Consider the following 15,544-nt stretch of genomic DNA (forward strand, 5'->3'; position numbering starts at 1 on the left):
CCTGATCCGAGTCGGTTCATGTCCTTGGGCCGAGTCTCCGGACCGAAGCCGGTCCCGCCCTTCCGTGAAGGTGCGAGTCCGGTTCGACCTCCGCAGGGCGTACGGACGGGTTCAGATCCTCACGTCGAGGGCCGTGAGGCCGCGGATGACGTAGCCGGGGCCCCAGGTCGGCTCGGCGGTGAGTTCCATCTTCGGGGCCCGGCGCAGCAGGGCGCCGAACGACTCGATCAGCTCGATCCGGGCGAGGGGCGCGCCGAGGCAGAAGTGGATGCCCGCGCCGAAGGAGATGTGCGGGTTGTCCACCCGGCCCACGTCGAGGCGCTCGGGGTCGGCGAAGACCTCGGGGTCGCGGTTGGCCGAGCCGAACAGCAGCGCCACCTCCGAGCCGCGCGGGATGTCGATCCCTCCCACGGTGATGTCCTCCAGCACCCAGCGCTCGAACATCTGCAGCGGGGTGTCCCAGCGCATCAGTTCCTCGATCGCGCTGGGCAGCAGGCCGTGGTCGGCGCGCAGCCGTTCCAGCTCGGCCGGGTTGCGGAACAGCGACCACCAGCCGTTGCCGGTGACGTTGACCGTGGCCTCGTGCCCGGCGTTGAGCAGCAGCACGCAGGTGCCGACCAGCTCCTCCTCGGTGAGCCGGTCGCCCTCGTCGGCCACCTGGGCGAGCGCGCTGATCAGGTCGTCGCCGGGGTCGGTACGGCGGGCACGCGCCAGCTCGACGAGGTAGGCGGAGAACTCCTCGGCCGCGCGTACGGCGGTGTGCTGGGCCTCGACCGAGGGGTTGAGTTCGTACATCCCGCAGATGTCGGCCGACCAGGGCCGCAGCAGGTGCCGGTCGGCCTCGGGCACGCCGAGCATCTCGGCGATCACGGTCACCGGGAGCGGCTCGGCCACCTCGGAGATGAGGTCGCCGCCGCCGCGTTCGGCGAACGCCTCGACCAGCTCTCCGGCGATCCGGGCGACCTTGGGGCGCAGCGTCTCGACCATGCGCGGGGTGAACGCCTTGGAGACCAGCCGGCGCAGCCGGGTGTGCACCGGCGGCTCGACGTCGAGCATCCCGGCCCTGATCACCCGCCAGAACGGGTCCTGGAACTCCGGGTCGTCCGGCCTGCCGAACTCGGCGTGGGTCGCCACGTGCAGGTAGGACCGGCCCAGCCGGCGGTCACGCAGCAGCGCGTTGACGTCGGCGTGCCGGGCGATCAGCCACTGGCCCGTCGGCTCGAAGAAGCCGACCGGCCGCTCGCGTCGCAGCTCGTCGTAGACGTCGTAAGGGTGGGCGACGAATTCCGGATTCCAAGGATCAAAGCGCACGTAGACATCGTAATGTCCCAGGTGGCCGGGCCCCAAGGCCCCGGAGATCCACGAGACATCTGTCCGCATTCCGAGACACGGAGCTTGCGGCGGGGCCGCTGTCGTCGGTTATAGTCCCCGGTAGGTCATGAGTGCCAGCGACAAGCCCCGGCTAGCTGGCCGGCAACCCTCGCGTCCGCGGCGGGGTGCCCCGGGTGAGGACCTGGTCCGGCGCGAGGTGCGCCGGGCAAGCGCGGACTCCACGCATCGACGCCGTGGCTTGGGGTCCGATGACCTCCTAAGGAGCACGGGCGTGTCCACCCTGACGATCTTCGCCTCCACCGCCCCCGCCGACACCGCTTCCGGCGACGTGGCCGACCGCACCACGCGAACCGCCGCCGGAAACGCCCCGGCCGCCCCGGAAACCGCCGCCCCCGCCGCCGGAAGCACCCCGGCCGTCCCGGGAACCGCCGTACCGGGAAGCACCCTCCCCGGGACCCGCGTGCCCGAGGCCCGGCGGATCCCGGCGGTGCTCGGCGCTGACCTCGAAGTCCCGGTCCGCGGCGGCCGGCTGGTCCCCTACGCCAACTTCGACTACGCCGCCAGCGCGCCCTGTCTGGAGCCGGTGAGCGCCGCCGTCGCCGCCGCGCTCCCGGCCTACTCCAGCGTCCACCGCGGCGCCGGCTACGCCTCCCAGCTCACCACCGCCCGCTACGAGCGGGCCCGGCACACGGTCCGCGCCTTCGCCGGGGCCCGCCCGGACGACGCGGTGGTCTTCACCCGCAACACCACCGACGCCACCAACCTGCTGGCCCGCTGCCTGCCCGAGGGGACCACGGTCGTGGTCTTCGACACCGAGCACCACGCCTCGCTGCTGCCGTGGCGGCGTGCCGTACGGCTGGCGCCGCCGGCGTTCCCGGGTGAGGCGGTCCGCGCCGCGGACCGGGCGCTCGCCGAAATCGAGGGCCCCAAGCTGCTGGTCGTGACCGCCGCCTCCAACGTCACCGGGGAGCTGTGGCCGATCGCCGCGCTGGCGCACATCGCCCACCGGCACGGCGCCCGCGTCCTGGTGGACGCCGCCCAGCTCGTCCCGCACCGCCCGGTCAACCTGACCGCGCTCGACCTGGACTACGTGGTCTTCTCCGGTCACAAGCTCTACGCGCCGTTCGGCACGGGCGCGCTGATCGGCCGCCCGGACTGGCTGTCCGGAGCCGAGCCGTACCTGCGCGGCGGGGGTGCGGTGCGGGCGGTCGCGGACGGCGGGGAGGCCGACTGGCACGACGACCCCGAGGCCCGCCACGAGGCCGGCACCCCGAACGTCCTCGGCGCCGTCGCCCTCGCCGCCGCCTGCGACGCGCTGACCGCGACCGGCTGGACCGCGCTGGTCCGCGAGGAGGAGCGTCTCCTCGCCCGGCTGCGTGCCGGGATCGCCGGGATCGAGGGGGTTCGTGAGCTGTCCCTGTGGGACCCCGCCCATCCCCGCGTCGGCATCGTCTCCTTCACCGTGGCCGGCCGTACCGCCCGGGAGGTCGCCGAGATACTGTCCTCCGAGTACGGCATCGGCGTCCGGGACGGCAGGTTCTGCGCCCACCCCTTCGTCCGGCACCTCCTGGACGCCCACCGCCCGGACGCCGACCGCGACCCGCGGCGGCCGGACGCCGCCGACGGCGGCTGCGACGACGGGACCGCCTCGGCCGTCCGCGCGTCGATCGGCATCGGCACCGTCGACGAGCACGTGGACCGCTTGGTGTCCGCCCTGCGGGAGATTGCCGCGCGACGCTGACGTGGGAGCATAGCCCTATGAGTGAGCGTCGCACCGAAGGGGCGTCCCGGGAGCTGCACGTGGGCATCGGGGCCGGGGCGGAGGCCGTACGGCCGGCCCCGGCTGACGGGCCGGTGGCTCCCGGCGCGCAGGGCAAGGAGCTCGCCACCGAGGACATGGTCCTCAACATCGGACCGCAGCACCCCTCCACCCACGGGGTGCTGCGGCTGCGGCTCACCCTGGACGGAGAGCTGATCAGCTCGGCCGAACCCGTCGTGGGCTACATGCACCGCGGCGCGGAGAAGCTGTTCGAGGTGCGCGACTACCGGCAGATCATCGTGCTGGCCAACCGGCACGACTGGCTGTCGGCGTTCGCCAACGAGCTGGGCGTGGTGCTCGCGGTGGAACGGATGATCGGCATGGAGACGCCGCCCCGGGCCGTCTGGACCCGCACGCTGCTGGCCGAGCTGAACCGGGTGCTCAGCCACCTGATGTTCCTCGGCTCCTACCCGCTGGAGCTCGGCGCGATCACCCCCGTCTTCTACGCGTTCCGTGAGCGCGAGACCCTCCAGGCCGTGATGGAGGAGGTCTCCGGCGGGCGGATGCACTACATGTTCAACCGGGTCGGCGGCCTGAAGGAGGAGCTGCCCGAGGGCTGGTCGGAGCGGGCGGCGCGGGCCGTCGCCGACGTGCGGCGGCGGCTGCCCGACATCGAGAACCTGATCGTGGACAACGAGATCTTCCTCGCCCGCACCCGCGGGGTGGGCGTCCTGGACCGCGAGACGATCATGCAGTACGGCGTGAGCGGCCCGATCGCCCGTGCCTCCGGCGTGGACATGGACCTGCGCCGGGACGAGCCCTACCTCGCCTACGGCGAGCTGCCGGTGCGGGTCGTCACCCGGGAGGCCGGCGACTGCCACGCCCGGTTCGAGGTGCTGCTGGAGCAGGTGAAGGTCTCCCTCGACCTGGCCGACGCCTGCCTGGAACGGCTGCGCGAGCTGCCGCCGGGGCCGATCAACCAGCGCCTGCCCAAGGTGCTCAAGGTCCCCGAGGGCCACACCTACGCCTGGACGGAGAACCCGCTCGGCCTCAACGGCTACTACCTCGTCTCACGCGGCGAGAAGACCCCGTGGCGGCTGAAGCTCCGCTCGGCCTCATACAACAACGTCCAGGTGCTGCGCGAGATGCTCCCCGGCCACCTGGTCTCCGACATGGTGGCCATCCTCGGCTCGATGTTCTTCGTGGTCGGCGACATCGACAAGTGACGCCGCCGCCGGACCCGGCGTCCGGGTCCGGCGTCCCCGGTGAAAGACGGACCCCGGAGACGGTCCGGCCGGTCACCGCTCCCCGGCCGCTCCCGGCCTCCGGACGGTCACCGGGTGGCCGACCGGCGGGAAAGGCCGGGACTCCTCAGTGCCCGGCCTCCCGGCCCTTCTCGGTGGGGTCCTTGGGCACCCGGCAGCAGTGCTCCAGGTACAGCGCCGCGCAGACCAGCACCACGCAGCCGACGAACGAGCCGCCGGCGATGAAGAAGTCACGGCGTGGCACGCCCTGTTCCAGCAGGTCCGCGGTGTAGAAGGCGAACCCGGCGAAGACGCCCGCGAAGACGGCTCCGCCGTACGCCGACGCCTGGGCCAGGGCGGCCAGGCGGGCCACCGCCATCGGCTCGACGGGTTTGGTGTCCGGCCTGCGCTCGATCCGGGCCCTGGTCATCCATCCGGTGTACGCCTCGCCGAGCGCCAGCAGGAAGACGGTCGGGATCGCCGTCCACGGCACGGTCGGCAGGGACGAGTAGAACGGCTTCAGCGCGACCCAGGTGAGGACGCCGAACACGACGATGAGCCCGACGATCACGTCGGGGCGGCTGGGCCTCACTCGGGCCTCTGCAGCGTCAGATCCGCGCGCGGCCGCACGCCCTCCTGGTCCAGCCCGGCCAGCAGGTCGGTGACCCGCCGCCCGGCCAGCGTCGCCTCCGGATCGACCCGCGACCACGGAACCAGCACGAACGCCCGCTCGTGCGCCCGGGGGTGCGGCAGCGTCAGCTCCGGGTCGCCGGAGACGACGTCCCCCACCGTGATGAGGTCGACGTCGAGGGTGCGGGCGCCCCAGCGTTCCATCCGGATCCGCCCGAAGGCGTTCTCCACGTTCTGGGCGCGTTCGAGGATCGTCCGGGGGTCCAGGGAGCTCTCGGCGATCACCACCGCGTTGAGGTACGGGCCCTGTTCGGGGCCGCCGACCGGGTCGGTCTCGTAGACCGGCGACACCGCGACGAAGGCCAGCCCCGGCGCGTCGAAGAGCGCGTCCAGCGCGCCCTGCAGGGTGTCGAAGCGGTCGCCCAGGTTGCTGCCGAGCGCCAGCACGACCTTCATCCGCGGCCCTCCCGGCTTCTCCTGATCGTCACGACCACGTCGTCGAACGGCAGCGGGATCGGCGCGGCCGGTTTGTGGACGCTCACCTCGGCCGACTCCACCGGCTCGTACGCCAGGCAGACGTCGGCCAGACGCCGGGCGAGCGTCTCGATCAGGTCTACCGGCTCGCCCTCCACGACCTTCACCAGTTCCTGGGCGAGCTCACCGTAGTGCACGGTCCTCGTCAGGTCGTCCGCTGCCGCCGCGGGGGCGGTGTCGAGGAAGAGCGTGACGTCCACGACGAACTCCTGACCCAGCTCCCGCTCGGCCGCGAGCACGCCGTGCCGTCCTCTCGCCCGCAACCCCCGCACGCTGATCCGGTCGGTGCCTGTCGGATCTGTCACGCCGCCTCGTCCTCCTCCTCGTCGTCGTCGCTCTGCAGCACGGGCGAACCGTGGTGCAGCCAGAGCCTCCAGCCCTCGGCCGTCCTGACGAAGGTGTTGCTCGCCACCACCTTGCCCGCGGCGAAGCTGGAATCACCTTCGTCGCCCGCGGTGAGGATGTTCTCCTCGCAGGTGAGGATGGCGACGTCGCCCATGACCATCACCCGGACGTCGGTCAGCACGAACTGGATGTAGGGGGTGTTGGCCATGAGCAGCGCCCAGGAGCGCAGCACCTCCGGGCGGCCCGACACGATCGGCCACCCGGGATGCACGCAGCTCACCTGCCGGCCGTCCATGTCCTCGGCCCAGATCTCGGTCATCCGGTCGAGGTCGGCGTTCTCGATCGCGGTGTAGAACGACTGGTTGACCGTCTCGACGGCGGTGGTGTCGACGCTCATGCTCTCGCTCCCTGGACGGCTGCGGCGATGCGGACGGCGTCCGCGTTCGGGCGTACGTTGTGCACCCGCACACACCACGCCCCCTGCCGGGCGACGATGGCCGTCACGGCGAGCGTGGCGTCGTCGCTGCGGTCGAAGGGCCGTGGCGTACCGTCCGGATCGGCGAGCAGCCTTCCCAGGAAACGCTTCCGGGACGCTCCGATGAGCAGTGGGTAGCCGAGCGTGGCGAGCCGGTCGAGCCCGCCGAGCACGGCCCAGTTGTGCTCGGCGTTCTTGGAGAAACCCAGTCCCGGGTCGAGCACGATCTGCTCCTCGGCGACGCCTTCGGCCAGCACCGAGGCCACCCGCTTGGCCAGTTCCTCGCGTACCTCGGTCACGACGTCGCCGTAGACCGCGCGGTCGTTCATCGCGTGGCTGTGGCCGCGCCAGTGCATGACCACGTACGCAACGCCGGTCGCGGCGACGACCCTCGGCATCTCCGGATCGGCCAGCCCGCCGCTGACGTCGTTGACCAGCACGGCCCCGGCGTCCACCGCGGCGCGGGCGACCTCGGCCCGCATGGTGTCGACGCTGACCGTGACGCCCGCGCGGCTGAGCTCCCGGATGACCGGCTCGACCCGGGCCAGCTCCTCGTCGAGCGGCACGCGCGCCGCGCCGGGCCTGGTGGACTCCCCTCCCACATCGACGATGTCGGCGCCCTGCTCGACCAGCTCGAGACCGTGCCGTACGGCGACCTTCGGGTCGAACCAGCGGCCGCCATCGGAGAACGAGTCGGGGGTCACGTTGACCACGCCCATCACCAGGCACCGGCCGCGACCGGGCACCCCCGGCACCTTCCACGTAGTCATGCCGACAAGCCTAGGCGTTCCCCATGCTTCGCCCATATCGTGGGTCCGGCTTGCGAGAGGACGGGTCCGTTCCGGCCGGTCGGGGGGACGGGCGGCGCCGGGACGGCGCACGGAGCGGTGGACGGCACTTCTCGCGATCATCTCCCGCGTGGGTCGCCTTTCCCGGCCAGCCGATCGAGGAAGCGCTCGGAACAGGAACTCGGAGCATGCCGGACGGCCGGCAAGTGTGGCGATACTAACCCGATCCGGGGAGGCCCGACAGGTCTTTCCGCCCGGCCCGTACGGCGAAGCCCCGCCGGAACCGCGAGAGCGGCGCCGGCGGGGCTTCGAGGGCCGGGCCCGGTGGACGGGCGGCCCGATGGGTCCAGTGGGTCCGACGGACTCAGCGGATGATGAGCGCCATCGCCTCGGCGCGGGTCTTCTCACTGTTGCGGAAGTCGCCGCGCACCGCCGAGGTGATCGTCTTCGCTCCGGGCTTGCGGACCCCGCGCATGGTCATGCACAGGTGCTCGCACTCGATCACGACGATGACCCCCCGGGGCTCCAGCACCCGCATGAGCGCGTCGGCGATCTGGGAGGTCATCCGCTCCTGCACCTGCGGGCGGCGGGCGTACACGTCGACCAGCCTGGCCAGCTTGGACAGGCCGGTGACCTGCCCCTTCTGGTTGGGGATGTAACCGACGTGGGCGACGCCGTGGAACGGCACCAGATGGTGCTCGCAGGTGGAGTACACCTCGATGTCCCTGACGAGCACCATCTCGTCGTGGTCGACGTCGAAGACCGTGGTCAGCACGTCCTCCGGCGTCTGCCGCAGCCCGGCGAACTGCTCGGCGTAGGCGCGGGCGACCCGGGCCGGGGTCTCCTGAAGGCCGTCCCGGTCCGGGTCCTCACCGATCGCGATGAGGATCTCCCGGACGGCCTTCTCGATCCTGGCCGAGTCGATGCTCGCCGACTGTTCGGGCTCCACGCTCAGCTACCGTCCCTCGGGGCGGTGTCCGGGTAGGCGCCCGAGGTGCCCGCCGGGAGCGCGCCGTTACCGGACTGCTCCTTGGGAGTGAGGATCGGCGGGCGGTTGGACGGCAGCCGCTTGCCGTAACCGGAATAGGAGGGACGCTTCTCCCTGACGACCACCGGGGCGAAGATCTGGAGGACCTGCTCCCGGGAGAGGGTCTCCTTCTCCATCAGCTCCAGCACGAGGTTGTCGAGCACGTCGCGGTACTCGACGAGGATCTCCCACGCCTGGTCGTGCCCGGACTCGATGAGGCGGCGGACCTCCTCGTCGATCGCCGAGGCGATCTTCTCGGAGTAGTCGCGCTCGTGACCCATCTCACGGCCCAGGAAGACCTCGGCCTGGCCGCTGCCGAACTTGCGGGCGCCGAGCTGCTCGCTCATGCCGTACTCGGTGACCATGCGCCGGGCGATGGAGGTGGCCTTCTCGATGTCGTTGGAGGCGCCGGTGGTGGGCTCGTGGAACACGAGCTCCTCCGCCGTGCGGCCGCCCAGCAGCATCGCGAGCTGGTCCATCATCTCCGAGCGGGTCGCGAGGAACTTGTCCTCCATGGGCAGCGTCATCGTGTAACCGAGGGCGCGGCCGCGGGACAGGATCGTGATCTTGTGGACCGGGTCGGAGTTGGGCAGCGCGTGCGCGACCAGGGCGTGACCGCCCTCGTGGTACGCGATGATCTTCTTCTCCTGGTCCGACATGACCCGGGACTTGCGCTCGGGGCCGGCCATGACGCGGTCGATGGCCTCCTCGAGGGTCTCCATCGTGATCAGCTTCTGGTCGGCGCGGGCGGTGAGCAGCGCCGCCTCGTTGATGACGTTGGCCAGGTCGGCGCCGGTGAAGCCGGGGGTACGGCGGGCGATGACGTCGAGGTCGACGCCCTCGGCGAACGGCTTGCCGCGGCCGTGGACCCTGAGGATGCCCTTGCGGCCCTCCAGGTCCGGGCGGTCGACGGTGACCTGGCGGTCGAACCGGCCGGGACGCAGCAGCGCCGGGTCGAGGATGTCGGGCCGGTTGGTCGCGGCGATGAGGATCACGCCGCCCTTGACGTCGAAGCCGTCCATCTCGACGAGGAGCTGGTTCAGCGTCTGCTCGCGCTCGTCGTGACCGCCGCCGAGACCGGCGCCGCGGTGACGGCCCACCGCGTCGATCTCGTCGATGAAGATGATCGCCGGGGCGTTCGCCTTGGCCTGCTCGAACAGGTCGCGCACCCGGGAGGCGCCGACGCCGACGAACATCTCGACGAAGTCGGAACCGGAGATCGAGTAGAACGGCACCCCGGCCTCACCGGCGACCGCCCTGGCGAGCAGGGTCTTGCCGGTTCCGGGCGGGCCGTACAGCAGGACGCCCTTGGGGATCTTGGCGCCGATCGCCTGGAACTTGGCCGGGGCCTGCAGGAACTCCTTGATCTCCTGGAGCTCCTCGATGGCCTCGTCCGCGCCGGCGACGTCGGAGAAGGTGGTCTTGGGGGTGTCCTTGGTGATGAGCTTGGCCTTCGACTTGCCGAAGTTCATCACCCGCGAGCCGCCACCCTGCATCTGGTTCATGACGAACAGGAAGATCAGCACGATGAGGATGATCGGCAGGAAGCTCACCACGAGGCCGACGAGGATGTTCTCCTTCGGCACGTCGACGGTGTAGCCCTTGGAAAGCTTTCCGGCGTTCTGCGCTGTCTGGAGCTGGTCGGCGAGCTGGACGCCCTGCCCGGTCACCCACGAGGAGTAGTAGCGCTTGCCGTCGGCCAGTGTGACCTCGATGCGCTGGTCCTTGTCGATGATCTTGGCGTTGGCGACCTTGCCCTCGTTGATCCAGCTGACGATCTGGGACGTGTCCCTCTTCTCGAAGCTGCCGTCGCCACCCCACATGGTGCTGACGAGCAAGAGCAAGACGACGATGCCCAGGATCCACAGCAGTGGCCCACGTGTAAATCGCTTGAGATCCATCCGATGCGGAACCCCGGCGGGCCCGTCCCTTCCTGACCATGGCCTGGAGACCCCGGGCGAGCCCGGGGTTGCGGCATCCCTAACCGCTTCCAACTGACTACCCAGAGACGGCGCTATAGACCTTCTCTTAGAAGTCCGAAGGTACACCGACGTGCCGTGCGGGGTAACCGCTGTGGCAGCACCGGCTTTGCCCTACCAACGTACGTCAGGTGGGTGTGTGTTCCCTGCCGCGGTGGGCGATGTCGCCTTTTCGGACGGCCCGCTTCGCGCAGGGCGTACTTTTCAGGCCTCTCCGTACACGTGCGGCGCGAGAGTCCCGATGAAAGGGAGGTTCCGGTAGCGCTCGGCGTAGTCCAGCCCGTACCCGATCACGAACTCATTGGGGATGTCGAAACCGATGTATTTCACATCGATCGGAACCTTGACCGCGTCCGGCTTGCGCAGCGCGGCGCAGATCTCCACGGAGGCGGGGTTGCGCGACTTCAGGTTGTGGACCAGCCACGAAAGGGTCAGGCCGGAATCGATGATGTCCTCGACGACCAGCACGTGACGGCCCGCGATGTCGGTGTCGAGGTCCTTCAGCACCCGCACGACACCGGAGGACTTGGTGCCGGCGCCGTAGGACGACACGGCCATCCAGTCCATCTGGACCGGCAGGTGCAACGCCCTGGCCAGGTCGGCCATGACCATGACCGCCCCCTTGAGCACGCCCACGATCAGCAGGTCCTGGTCCGCGTAGTCCTCGTCGATCCGGGCCGCCAACTCCTTGATCTTGGCCTGGAGCTCGTCCTCGGAGATGAGGACCCGCGCGAGGTCCTTGTCCATGTCGGCTGCGTCCACCTGGGATTTCCTTACGAAGCGGGACTGGCTGGCTGTCTGGCGAACACCAGGGTGCCATACCGGCGGACCACCCCAATCCCCCCGGGGACCTCCACGCGCCGCTGCCCCCGCCAGCCGGTGACCAGGCCGTCGATCCGCAGGATGTGCCCGGCCGCGAGCGTGCCCGGGGGCGAGCCCGACTCGACCGCGGCCCGCCGCAGCACCCTCCGGCGGACCGCCGCGGGCGCCTTCTCCAGCTCCGGTACGGCCAGCGCGACCCCACCGATATCGCTAAGAGCGCAATCGGCGACGACGGCGCGGGCATAGACCTCGTCCGCCCAGCCGTCCAGGGCGTCGGCGTCGTCCCGGCACAGGGACGCGGTCCGGGCCAGCGCCTCGGCGACCCCGGGGCCGAGCTCCTCCTCCAGGGCGGGCAGCAGCCGCCGCCGGACCCGGACGCGGGCGTAGCGGTCGTCGAGGTTGTGCGGGTCCTCCCAGGGAGTGAGGCCCAGCGCGGCGCAGGCCGCCGCGGTCGTCCGCCTGCCCAGTTCCAGGAACGGCCGCCGGTACAGCCCGGCGCGGGCCGGCATGCCCGCCAGCGACCGGGTGCCGCTGCCCCTGGACAGACGGAGCAGCACGGTCTCGGCCTGGTCGTCCCTGGTGTGCCCGAGGAGCACGGCCGCCGCGCCCAGCCGCCCCGCCGCCTCAGCCAGCGCGCCGTACCGGGCCTCCCTGGCCGCGGCCTCCGGCCCCCCGGCGGTGCCGACGCGGACGGCCGGAGCCTCGGCGGGGTCGAGCCCGAGGGCGGGCGCCAGCCGTACGACGTCGGCGGCCCGCGCGGCGGAGCCCTCCTGCAGTCCGTGGTCGACGGTCACCAGACCGGCGCGCAGGCCCGCGCGGGGCGCGGCGAAACCCGTCGCGGCGGCCAGCGCCAGGGAGTCGGCGCCGCCGCTGCACGCGACGAGCACGAGGGAGCCGGGCGCGAGGTCGCCCAGCGCGTGCCGTACGGCACGGCGGACGTCGGCGACGGCCGGAGGCGGACCCATGCCCGCCATTGTCCGGCCTCGGGACGACCGGCGACGCCATCGGCCTCGCCGGAGTCCGCCCGGCGGGCCTGTCCCGCCGGAGCCGGCCTCGCCGGGTCCGCCGTCAGTCCTCGGCGCCGCCGGGCTTCTGGGCGTCCCCGGGCTTCTGGGCGTCCCCGGGCTTCGAGGCGTCCCCGGCGTCCGGAGCGCCGCCGGGCTCAGAGGTGTCCACGGGCTCCCGGGTGCTTTCGGGCTTCGGGATGTCGGCGGGCTTCGAGGCGCTCGCGGTGTCCGAGGTGCCTCCGCCGCCAGAGGCGCCGTCTCCGCCGCCCGGGGCGCTCACCCCGGTGTCGCCCGCCTCGGAGGCGGCGCCGTCGTCGCCCGCGGCAAGGGGCGTGACAGCGCCGGCCCCGGAGACGGCCCTCACCTCGGCCACCCTGGCGATCCACCGCTCGGGGTGGGCGATCTCGTCCGTGGTGGGGAGGGTCTCGGGAGACGTCCAGACCTTGTTGAAACCGTCCATGCCCACACGGTCGACGACCGCGCGGACGAAGGCGGAGCCCTGGGCGTACTGCTTCATCTTGAGGTCGATCCCGAGCAGCCTGCGAATCGTGCGATCGACCCGGGAGCCGCCCTCGCGGCGGTGGTGGAACTTGGCGCGGATCTCGGCGACCGAGGGGACCACCGACGGCCCGACGGCGTCCATGACGTAGTCGCCGTGCCCCTCGACCAGGGTCATCACCGCGGTGAGCCGGTCGAGGATCGCCCGCTGCTCGGGCGTCTGGATCGCGTCGATCAGGTTGCCCTCACCGCCCCGGACGGCGTCGGCCACCGCGTCGGCGGCCGAGCGGAACCGCTCCAGGAGCGTGCTCAGGTCGATGTCCGAGGCGAGCAGGAACTGCGTGGTCTGGGAGCGGACGTATTCGCGCAGCCACGGGACGCCGGTGAACTGCACCCGGTGGGTCTCCTCGTGCAGGCAGACCCAGAGCCGGAAGTCGTCCGGGTTGACGCCGAGCTCCTGCTCGGTGTGCACGATGTTGGGGGCGACCAGGGTCAGGCGGCCGGTGGGCGCCTCACCCCTGGGATCCGGCGGGAGGAACAGCTCGTACTGGCCGAGGACGCGGGACGCCAGGAAGGCCAGCACCGCGCCGACCTCGACGCCGGTGACGCGCGCGCCCATCGAGGTCACGATCGCCGGGGTCTGGGCGCCTCGGGCGGCCAGCCGTTCGGTCAGCGGCTCCAGCACCACCCGGAAACCGTCGACGTTGGCCTTGATCCAGCCGGGACGGTCGACGATCGTCGCGGGCTGCGGCGCGGTCTCGGTGTCGATTCGGGTGAACTCGCGGACGTGCCCCTCGGCCTCACGGGACAGCCGCCGCAGTTGCGCGACGGCCTGGCGGGCCTCCTCTCGGCTCACTTGCGGCCCGGGGCGCACCAGGCGCGTTCCGGTCGCTACGGCAAGATCCCAGTCGATCACCTGCATACCGTCCACCGTACGTGGTGAGCGTCCCGAGCGCGCCATCCGAGTCGTCCGCGCCGCGGGAAGCCGTGAAAGCCGGCCGCCGGCGTCGGCCCGGCCGTCCCCGGGCGGCCACGCACCGGCCGCCGGGGACGCCCCGGCCGCGGGAACACGGCCGGCGGCGGCAGGCGTCGGCCCGCGGCCGGCGGCGGGTGTCAGCTCGCGGCGACGGTCGCGGCGAGCCTGTCGAGGGCCGCCTCCGCCTTGCCCCATCCGGGCGGGACGTCGTCCGCCATGAAGGCGAACGCCACCAGCCGGCCCTCCCGCGTGGTGGTCACGCCGGTCAGCGCGTTGACGCCGTTGAGGGTGCCGGTCTTGGCGCGGATCAGGCCGTAGACGGAGTGGTCCTTGGTGAAGCGGTGGCCGAGGGTGCCCGTGAACCCGGCGATGGGCATGCCGCTGATCACCGAACGCAGGTGGGGGTTGGCCGGGGAGGCCGCCAGCGCGACCAGCCGGGCCAGGCTCGCCGGGGCGATGCGGTTCTTGGGCGACAGCCCGCTGCCGTCGAAGACCTGCACGCCCTCCACGCCCAGCCTGCCCAGCACCGTGCGCACGGCCTCCGACGCGCCGTCGACGGAGGCCGGCATGCCCTCCTTGAGGGCGACCTGCCTGGCCAGCGCCTCGGCGAGGTCGTTGTCGCTGAGCGTCAGCGCCCGTTCGACCAGGGCGTAGACGGGCGCGGAGTCGACCCTGGCGATCTCCTGGGCGCCGGCCTGGGCCCTGGCCCGCGTGGCGCCGCCGCCGGAGACCGCGACGCCGTACTTGGGCAGAAGGGCGGTGAACGCCTGGTACGCCGTCCGGGAGGGGTCGGCGACCCGCTGGCGGACGCCCGGCCTGACCCTGCCCTCGTCGATCATGAGGGCGGTGGTCGGGGCGGCCTCGCCGTCGGGGATGTAGTTGGGCTTCCAGGTCGGAGGGACGCGCGGGCCGGTGTAGAGGCTGTCGTCGTAGGCCACCGAGACCTTGGTGATCCCGGCCGCCTTGAGTGCCTTGGCCGTCCGCCGGGCGAGGACCGGCAGGGACGCCGGCACGGGGTAGACCGGACCGGCGAGCGGCTTGGGACCGGCGAGCGTGGGGTCGCCCCCGCCGACCAGGATGATCGAGTTCGCGGTCGCCCCCCGCACCACGCGCGTGCTCAGCCTGGTGTCGGGCCCCAGGGAGGCCAGTGCGGCGACCGAGGTGGCGACCTTGGTGGTGGACGCCGGGGTGACGCCCGCCTCGGCGTCGCCGTCGAAGATCACGCCACCGGTCCGGACGTCGAGGACCGCTGCACCCACCCTCTTGCCCAGTGCGGGGTCCCCCAGCGCCTCGGTGAGAGCCCCGGTCAAAGTACCCTTGGCAGGGAGAGGTCCGTTCCCCCCCGCGACCAACACCGGACCCGCGGTGACGACCGGGACGGGAGGCGGCTCGGCCGAAGCGGTCGATTCGGGCGCCTTCTTGGTCAGCAGGTCGCTGGTGAGCAGGTGGGCACCGGCCGCGACGACGAAAAGCTGCAGCAAGACGAGAGTGACCAAGGCCACTGACCGCTCGCGCCGCATCACGTCGCCGACCTTTCGCCAAACGGTACCCAACAGGTTCAACGCCTACGAGACACTAATGCCCATCCGGGTGTACCCGGGGGCTTGAGCGGAGGAACAGCGGTGGAGTTCGACGTTCTCGTTGAGATTCCCAAGGGACAACGGAACAAGTACGAGGTGGATCACGAGACCGGACGGATCAGGCTGGACCGGCTGCTCTTCACCTCCACGCAGTACCCCGCGGACTACGGCTTCATCGAGCACACCCTCGGTGAGGACGGCGACCCCCTCGACGCGCTGGTGCTGCTCCAGGAGCCGACCTTCCCCGGCTGCCTGATCAGGTGCCGCGCGGTCGGCATGTTCCGCATGACCGACGAGAAGGGCGGTGACGACAAGGTCCTGTGCGTCCCGTCCACCGACCCCCGGATGGAGCACATCCGCGACATCCACCACGTGGCGGAGTTCGACCGCCTGGAGATCCAGCACTTCTTCGAGGTCTACAAGGACCTGGAGCCCGGCAAGTCCGTCGAGGGCGCCAACTGGGTCGGCCGGGTCGAGGCCGAGGAGGAGATCGCACGCTCGATCAAGCGGGCCGAGACCTCCGGCGAGCACTGACCGGACGGCCGCCG

Annotated in this window: 14 protein-coding genes, 1 pseudogene and 1 riboswitch; of the genes and pseudogenes, 3 read left to right on the top strand and 12 right to left on the bottom strand. The window is 71.7% G+C overall.

All coding sequences use genetic code 11. From position 1 onward, the window contains the following. Window positions 1-111 precede the first annotated feature (111 nt). A complete protein-coding gene (locus tag ACFYSC_RS14690) occupies window positions 112-1,311 on the bottom strand; it encodes a cytochrome P450 (RefSeq protein WP_389961211.1) in 1,200 nt (399 codons plus the stop codon). 123 nt (window positions 1,312-1,434) lie between these two features. Further along, window positions 1,435-1,550: riboswitch (SAM riboswitch) on the top strand. Between the two features lie 242 nt (window positions 1,551-1,792). On the opposite strand from ACFYSC_RS14690, the gene ACFYSC_RS14695 reads away from it, so the two are divergent. Together ACFYSC_RS14695 and ACFYSC_RS14700 are read left to right on the top strand one after the other, a co-directional pair. Continuing rightward, entirely contained in the window at window positions 1,793-3,073 is a 1,281-nt protein-coding gene (locus tag ACFYSC_RS14695; RefSeq protein WP_389961832.1) for an aminotransferase class V-fold PLP-dependent enzyme, read from the top strand. A 17-nt stretch (window positions 3,074-3,090) separates the two neighbouring features. Next, window positions 3,091-4,317: an NADH-quinone oxidoreductase subunit D gene (locus tag ACFYSC_RS14700; RefSeq protein ID WP_389961213.1), complete on the top strand. Its 1,227-nt coding sequence runs from the start codon at window positions 3,091-3,093 to the stop codon at window positions 4,315-4,317. Between the two features lie 145 nt (window positions 4,318-4,462). Here the strand turns inward: ACFYSC_RS14700 and ACFYSC_RS14705 are convergent, their stop codons facing one another. From ACFYSC_RS14705 to dacB, 11 genes and pseudogenes are all read right to left on the bottom strand, one after another. Next, window positions 4,463-4,927, bottom strand: coding sequence for a DUF3180 domain-containing protein (locus tag ACFYSC_RS14705; protein WP_389961215.1), 465 nt, complete (start codon window positions 4,925-4,927; stop codon window positions 4,463-4,465). After that, window positions 4,924-5,421: a 2-amino-4-hydroxy-6-hydroxymethyldihydropteridine diphosphokinase gene (folK, locus tag ACFYSC_RS14710; protein ID WP_389961217.1), complete on the bottom strand. Its 498-nt coding sequence runs from the start codon at window positions 5,419-5,421 to the stop codon at window positions 4,924-4,926. The genes ACFYSC_RS14705 and folK overlap by 4 nt, the downstream gene beginning before the upstream one ends. Then, a complete protein-coding gene (folB, locus tag ACFYSC_RS14715) occupies window positions 5,418-5,804 on the bottom strand; it encodes a dihydroneopterin aldolase (RefSeq protein WP_362933467.1) in 387 nt (128 codons plus the stop codon). Before folB ends, folK begins: the two co-directional genes overlap by 4 nt. Further along, window positions 5,801-6,241 carry a nuclear transport factor 2 family protein gene (locus tag ACFYSC_RS14720; protein WP_362933464.1) on the bottom strand — a complete coding sequence of 147 codons (441 nt, stop codon included), beginning with the start codon at window positions 6,239-6,241 and terminating at the stop codon, window positions 5,801-5,803. Before ACFYSC_RS14720 ends, folB begins: the two co-directional genes overlap by 4 nt. Next, window positions 6,238-7,089, bottom strand: a complete 852-nt coding sequence (gene folP, locus ACFYSC_RS14725) for a dihydropteroate synthase (protein WP_389961219.1) — start codon at window positions 7,087-7,089, stop codon at window positions 6,238-6,240. Before folP ends, ACFYSC_RS14720 begins: the two co-directional genes overlap by 4 nt. A gap of 382 nt (window positions 7,090-7,471) precedes the next feature. Beyond that, a complete protein-coding gene (gene folE, locus ACFYSC_RS14730) occupies window positions 7,472-8,056 on the bottom strand; it encodes a GTP cyclohydrolase I FolE (protein WP_389961221.1) in 585 nt (194 codons plus the stop codon). 2 nt (window positions 8,057-8,058) lie between these two features. Then, on the bottom strand, window positions 8,059-10,035 hold the full coding sequence (gene ftsH, locus ACFYSC_RS14735; RefSeq protein ID WP_389961223.1) for an ATP-dependent zinc metalloprotease FtsH: 1,977 nt from the start codon (window positions 10,033-10,035) through the stop codon (window positions 8,059-8,061). A 282-nt stretch (window positions 10,036-10,317) separates the two neighbouring features. Continuing rightward, complete coding sequence (gene hpt / locus ACFYSC_RS14740; protein ID WP_389961834.1) at window positions 10,318-10,860, bottom strand: hypoxanthine phosphoribosyltransferase; 543 nt, start codon at window positions 10,858-10,860, stop codon at window positions 10,318-10,320. 26 nt (window positions 10,861-10,886) lie between these two features. Continuing rightward, entirely contained in the window at window positions 10,887-11,900 is a 1,014-nt protein-coding gene (gene tilS / locus ACFYSC_RS14745; protein WP_389961225.1) for a tRNA lysidine(34) synthetase TilS, read from the bottom strand. A gap of 406 nt (window positions 11,901-12,306) precedes the next feature. Further along, a pseudogene (locus ACFYSC_RS14750) lies at window positions 12,307-13,362 on the bottom strand (zinc-dependent metalloprotease); the annotation flags it as partial. Between the two features lie 191 nt (window positions 13,363-13,553). After that, window positions 13,554-14,897, bottom strand: coding sequence for a D-alanyl-D-alanine carboxypeptidase/D-alanyl-D-alanine-endopeptidase (gene dacB, locus ACFYSC_RS14755; protein ID WP_389961227.1), 1,344 nt, complete (start codon window positions 14,895-14,897; stop codon window positions 13,554-13,556). 141 nt (window positions 14,898-15,038) lie between these two features. Between dacB and ACFYSC_RS14760 the strand changes: the two genes are divergently transcribed. Further along, entirely contained in the window at window positions 15,039-15,530 is a 492-nt protein-coding gene (locus ACFYSC_RS14760) for an inorganic diphosphatase (RefSeq protein WP_362933445.1), read from the top strand. Window positions 15,531-15,544 lie beyond the last annotated feature (14 nt).

Source organism: Streptosporangium sp. NPDC004379 (assembly GCF_042873875.1).
Taxonomy (GTDB): domain Bacteria; phylum Actinomycetota; class Actinomycetes; order Streptosporangiales; family Streptosporangiaceae; genus Streptosporangium.

Excerpts from the sequence above, each read along its gene's own strand:
- ACFYSC_RS14700 (WP_389961213.1), top strand. The coding sequence starts at position 3,091 with ATGAGTGAGCGTCGCACCGAAGGGGCGTCCCGGGAGCTGCACGTGGGC.
- folK (WP_389961217.1), bottom strand. The coding sequence starts at position 5,421 with ATGAAGGTCGTGCTGGCGCTCGGCAGCAACCTGGGCGACCGCTTCGAC.
- ACFYSC_RS14720 (WP_362933464.1), bottom strand. The coding sequence starts at position 6,241 with ATGAGCGTCGACACCACCGCCGTCGAGACGGTCAACCAGTCGTTCTAC.
- folP (WP_389961219.1), bottom strand. The coding sequence starts at position 7,089 with ATGACTACGTGGAAGGTGCCGGGGGTGCCCGGTCGCGGCCGGTGCCTG.
- ftsH (WP_389961223.1), bottom strand. The coding sequence starts at position 10,035 with ATGGATCTCAAGCGATTTACACGTGGGCCACTGCTGTGGATCCTGGGC.
- hpt (WP_389961834.1), bottom strand. The coding sequence starts at position 10,860 with ATGGACAAGGACCTCGCGCGGGTCCTCATCTCCGAGGACGAGCTCCAG.
- tilS (WP_389961225.1), bottom strand. The coding sequence starts at position 11,900 with ATGGGTCCGCCTCCGGCCGTCGCCGACGTCCGCCGTGCCGTACGGCAC.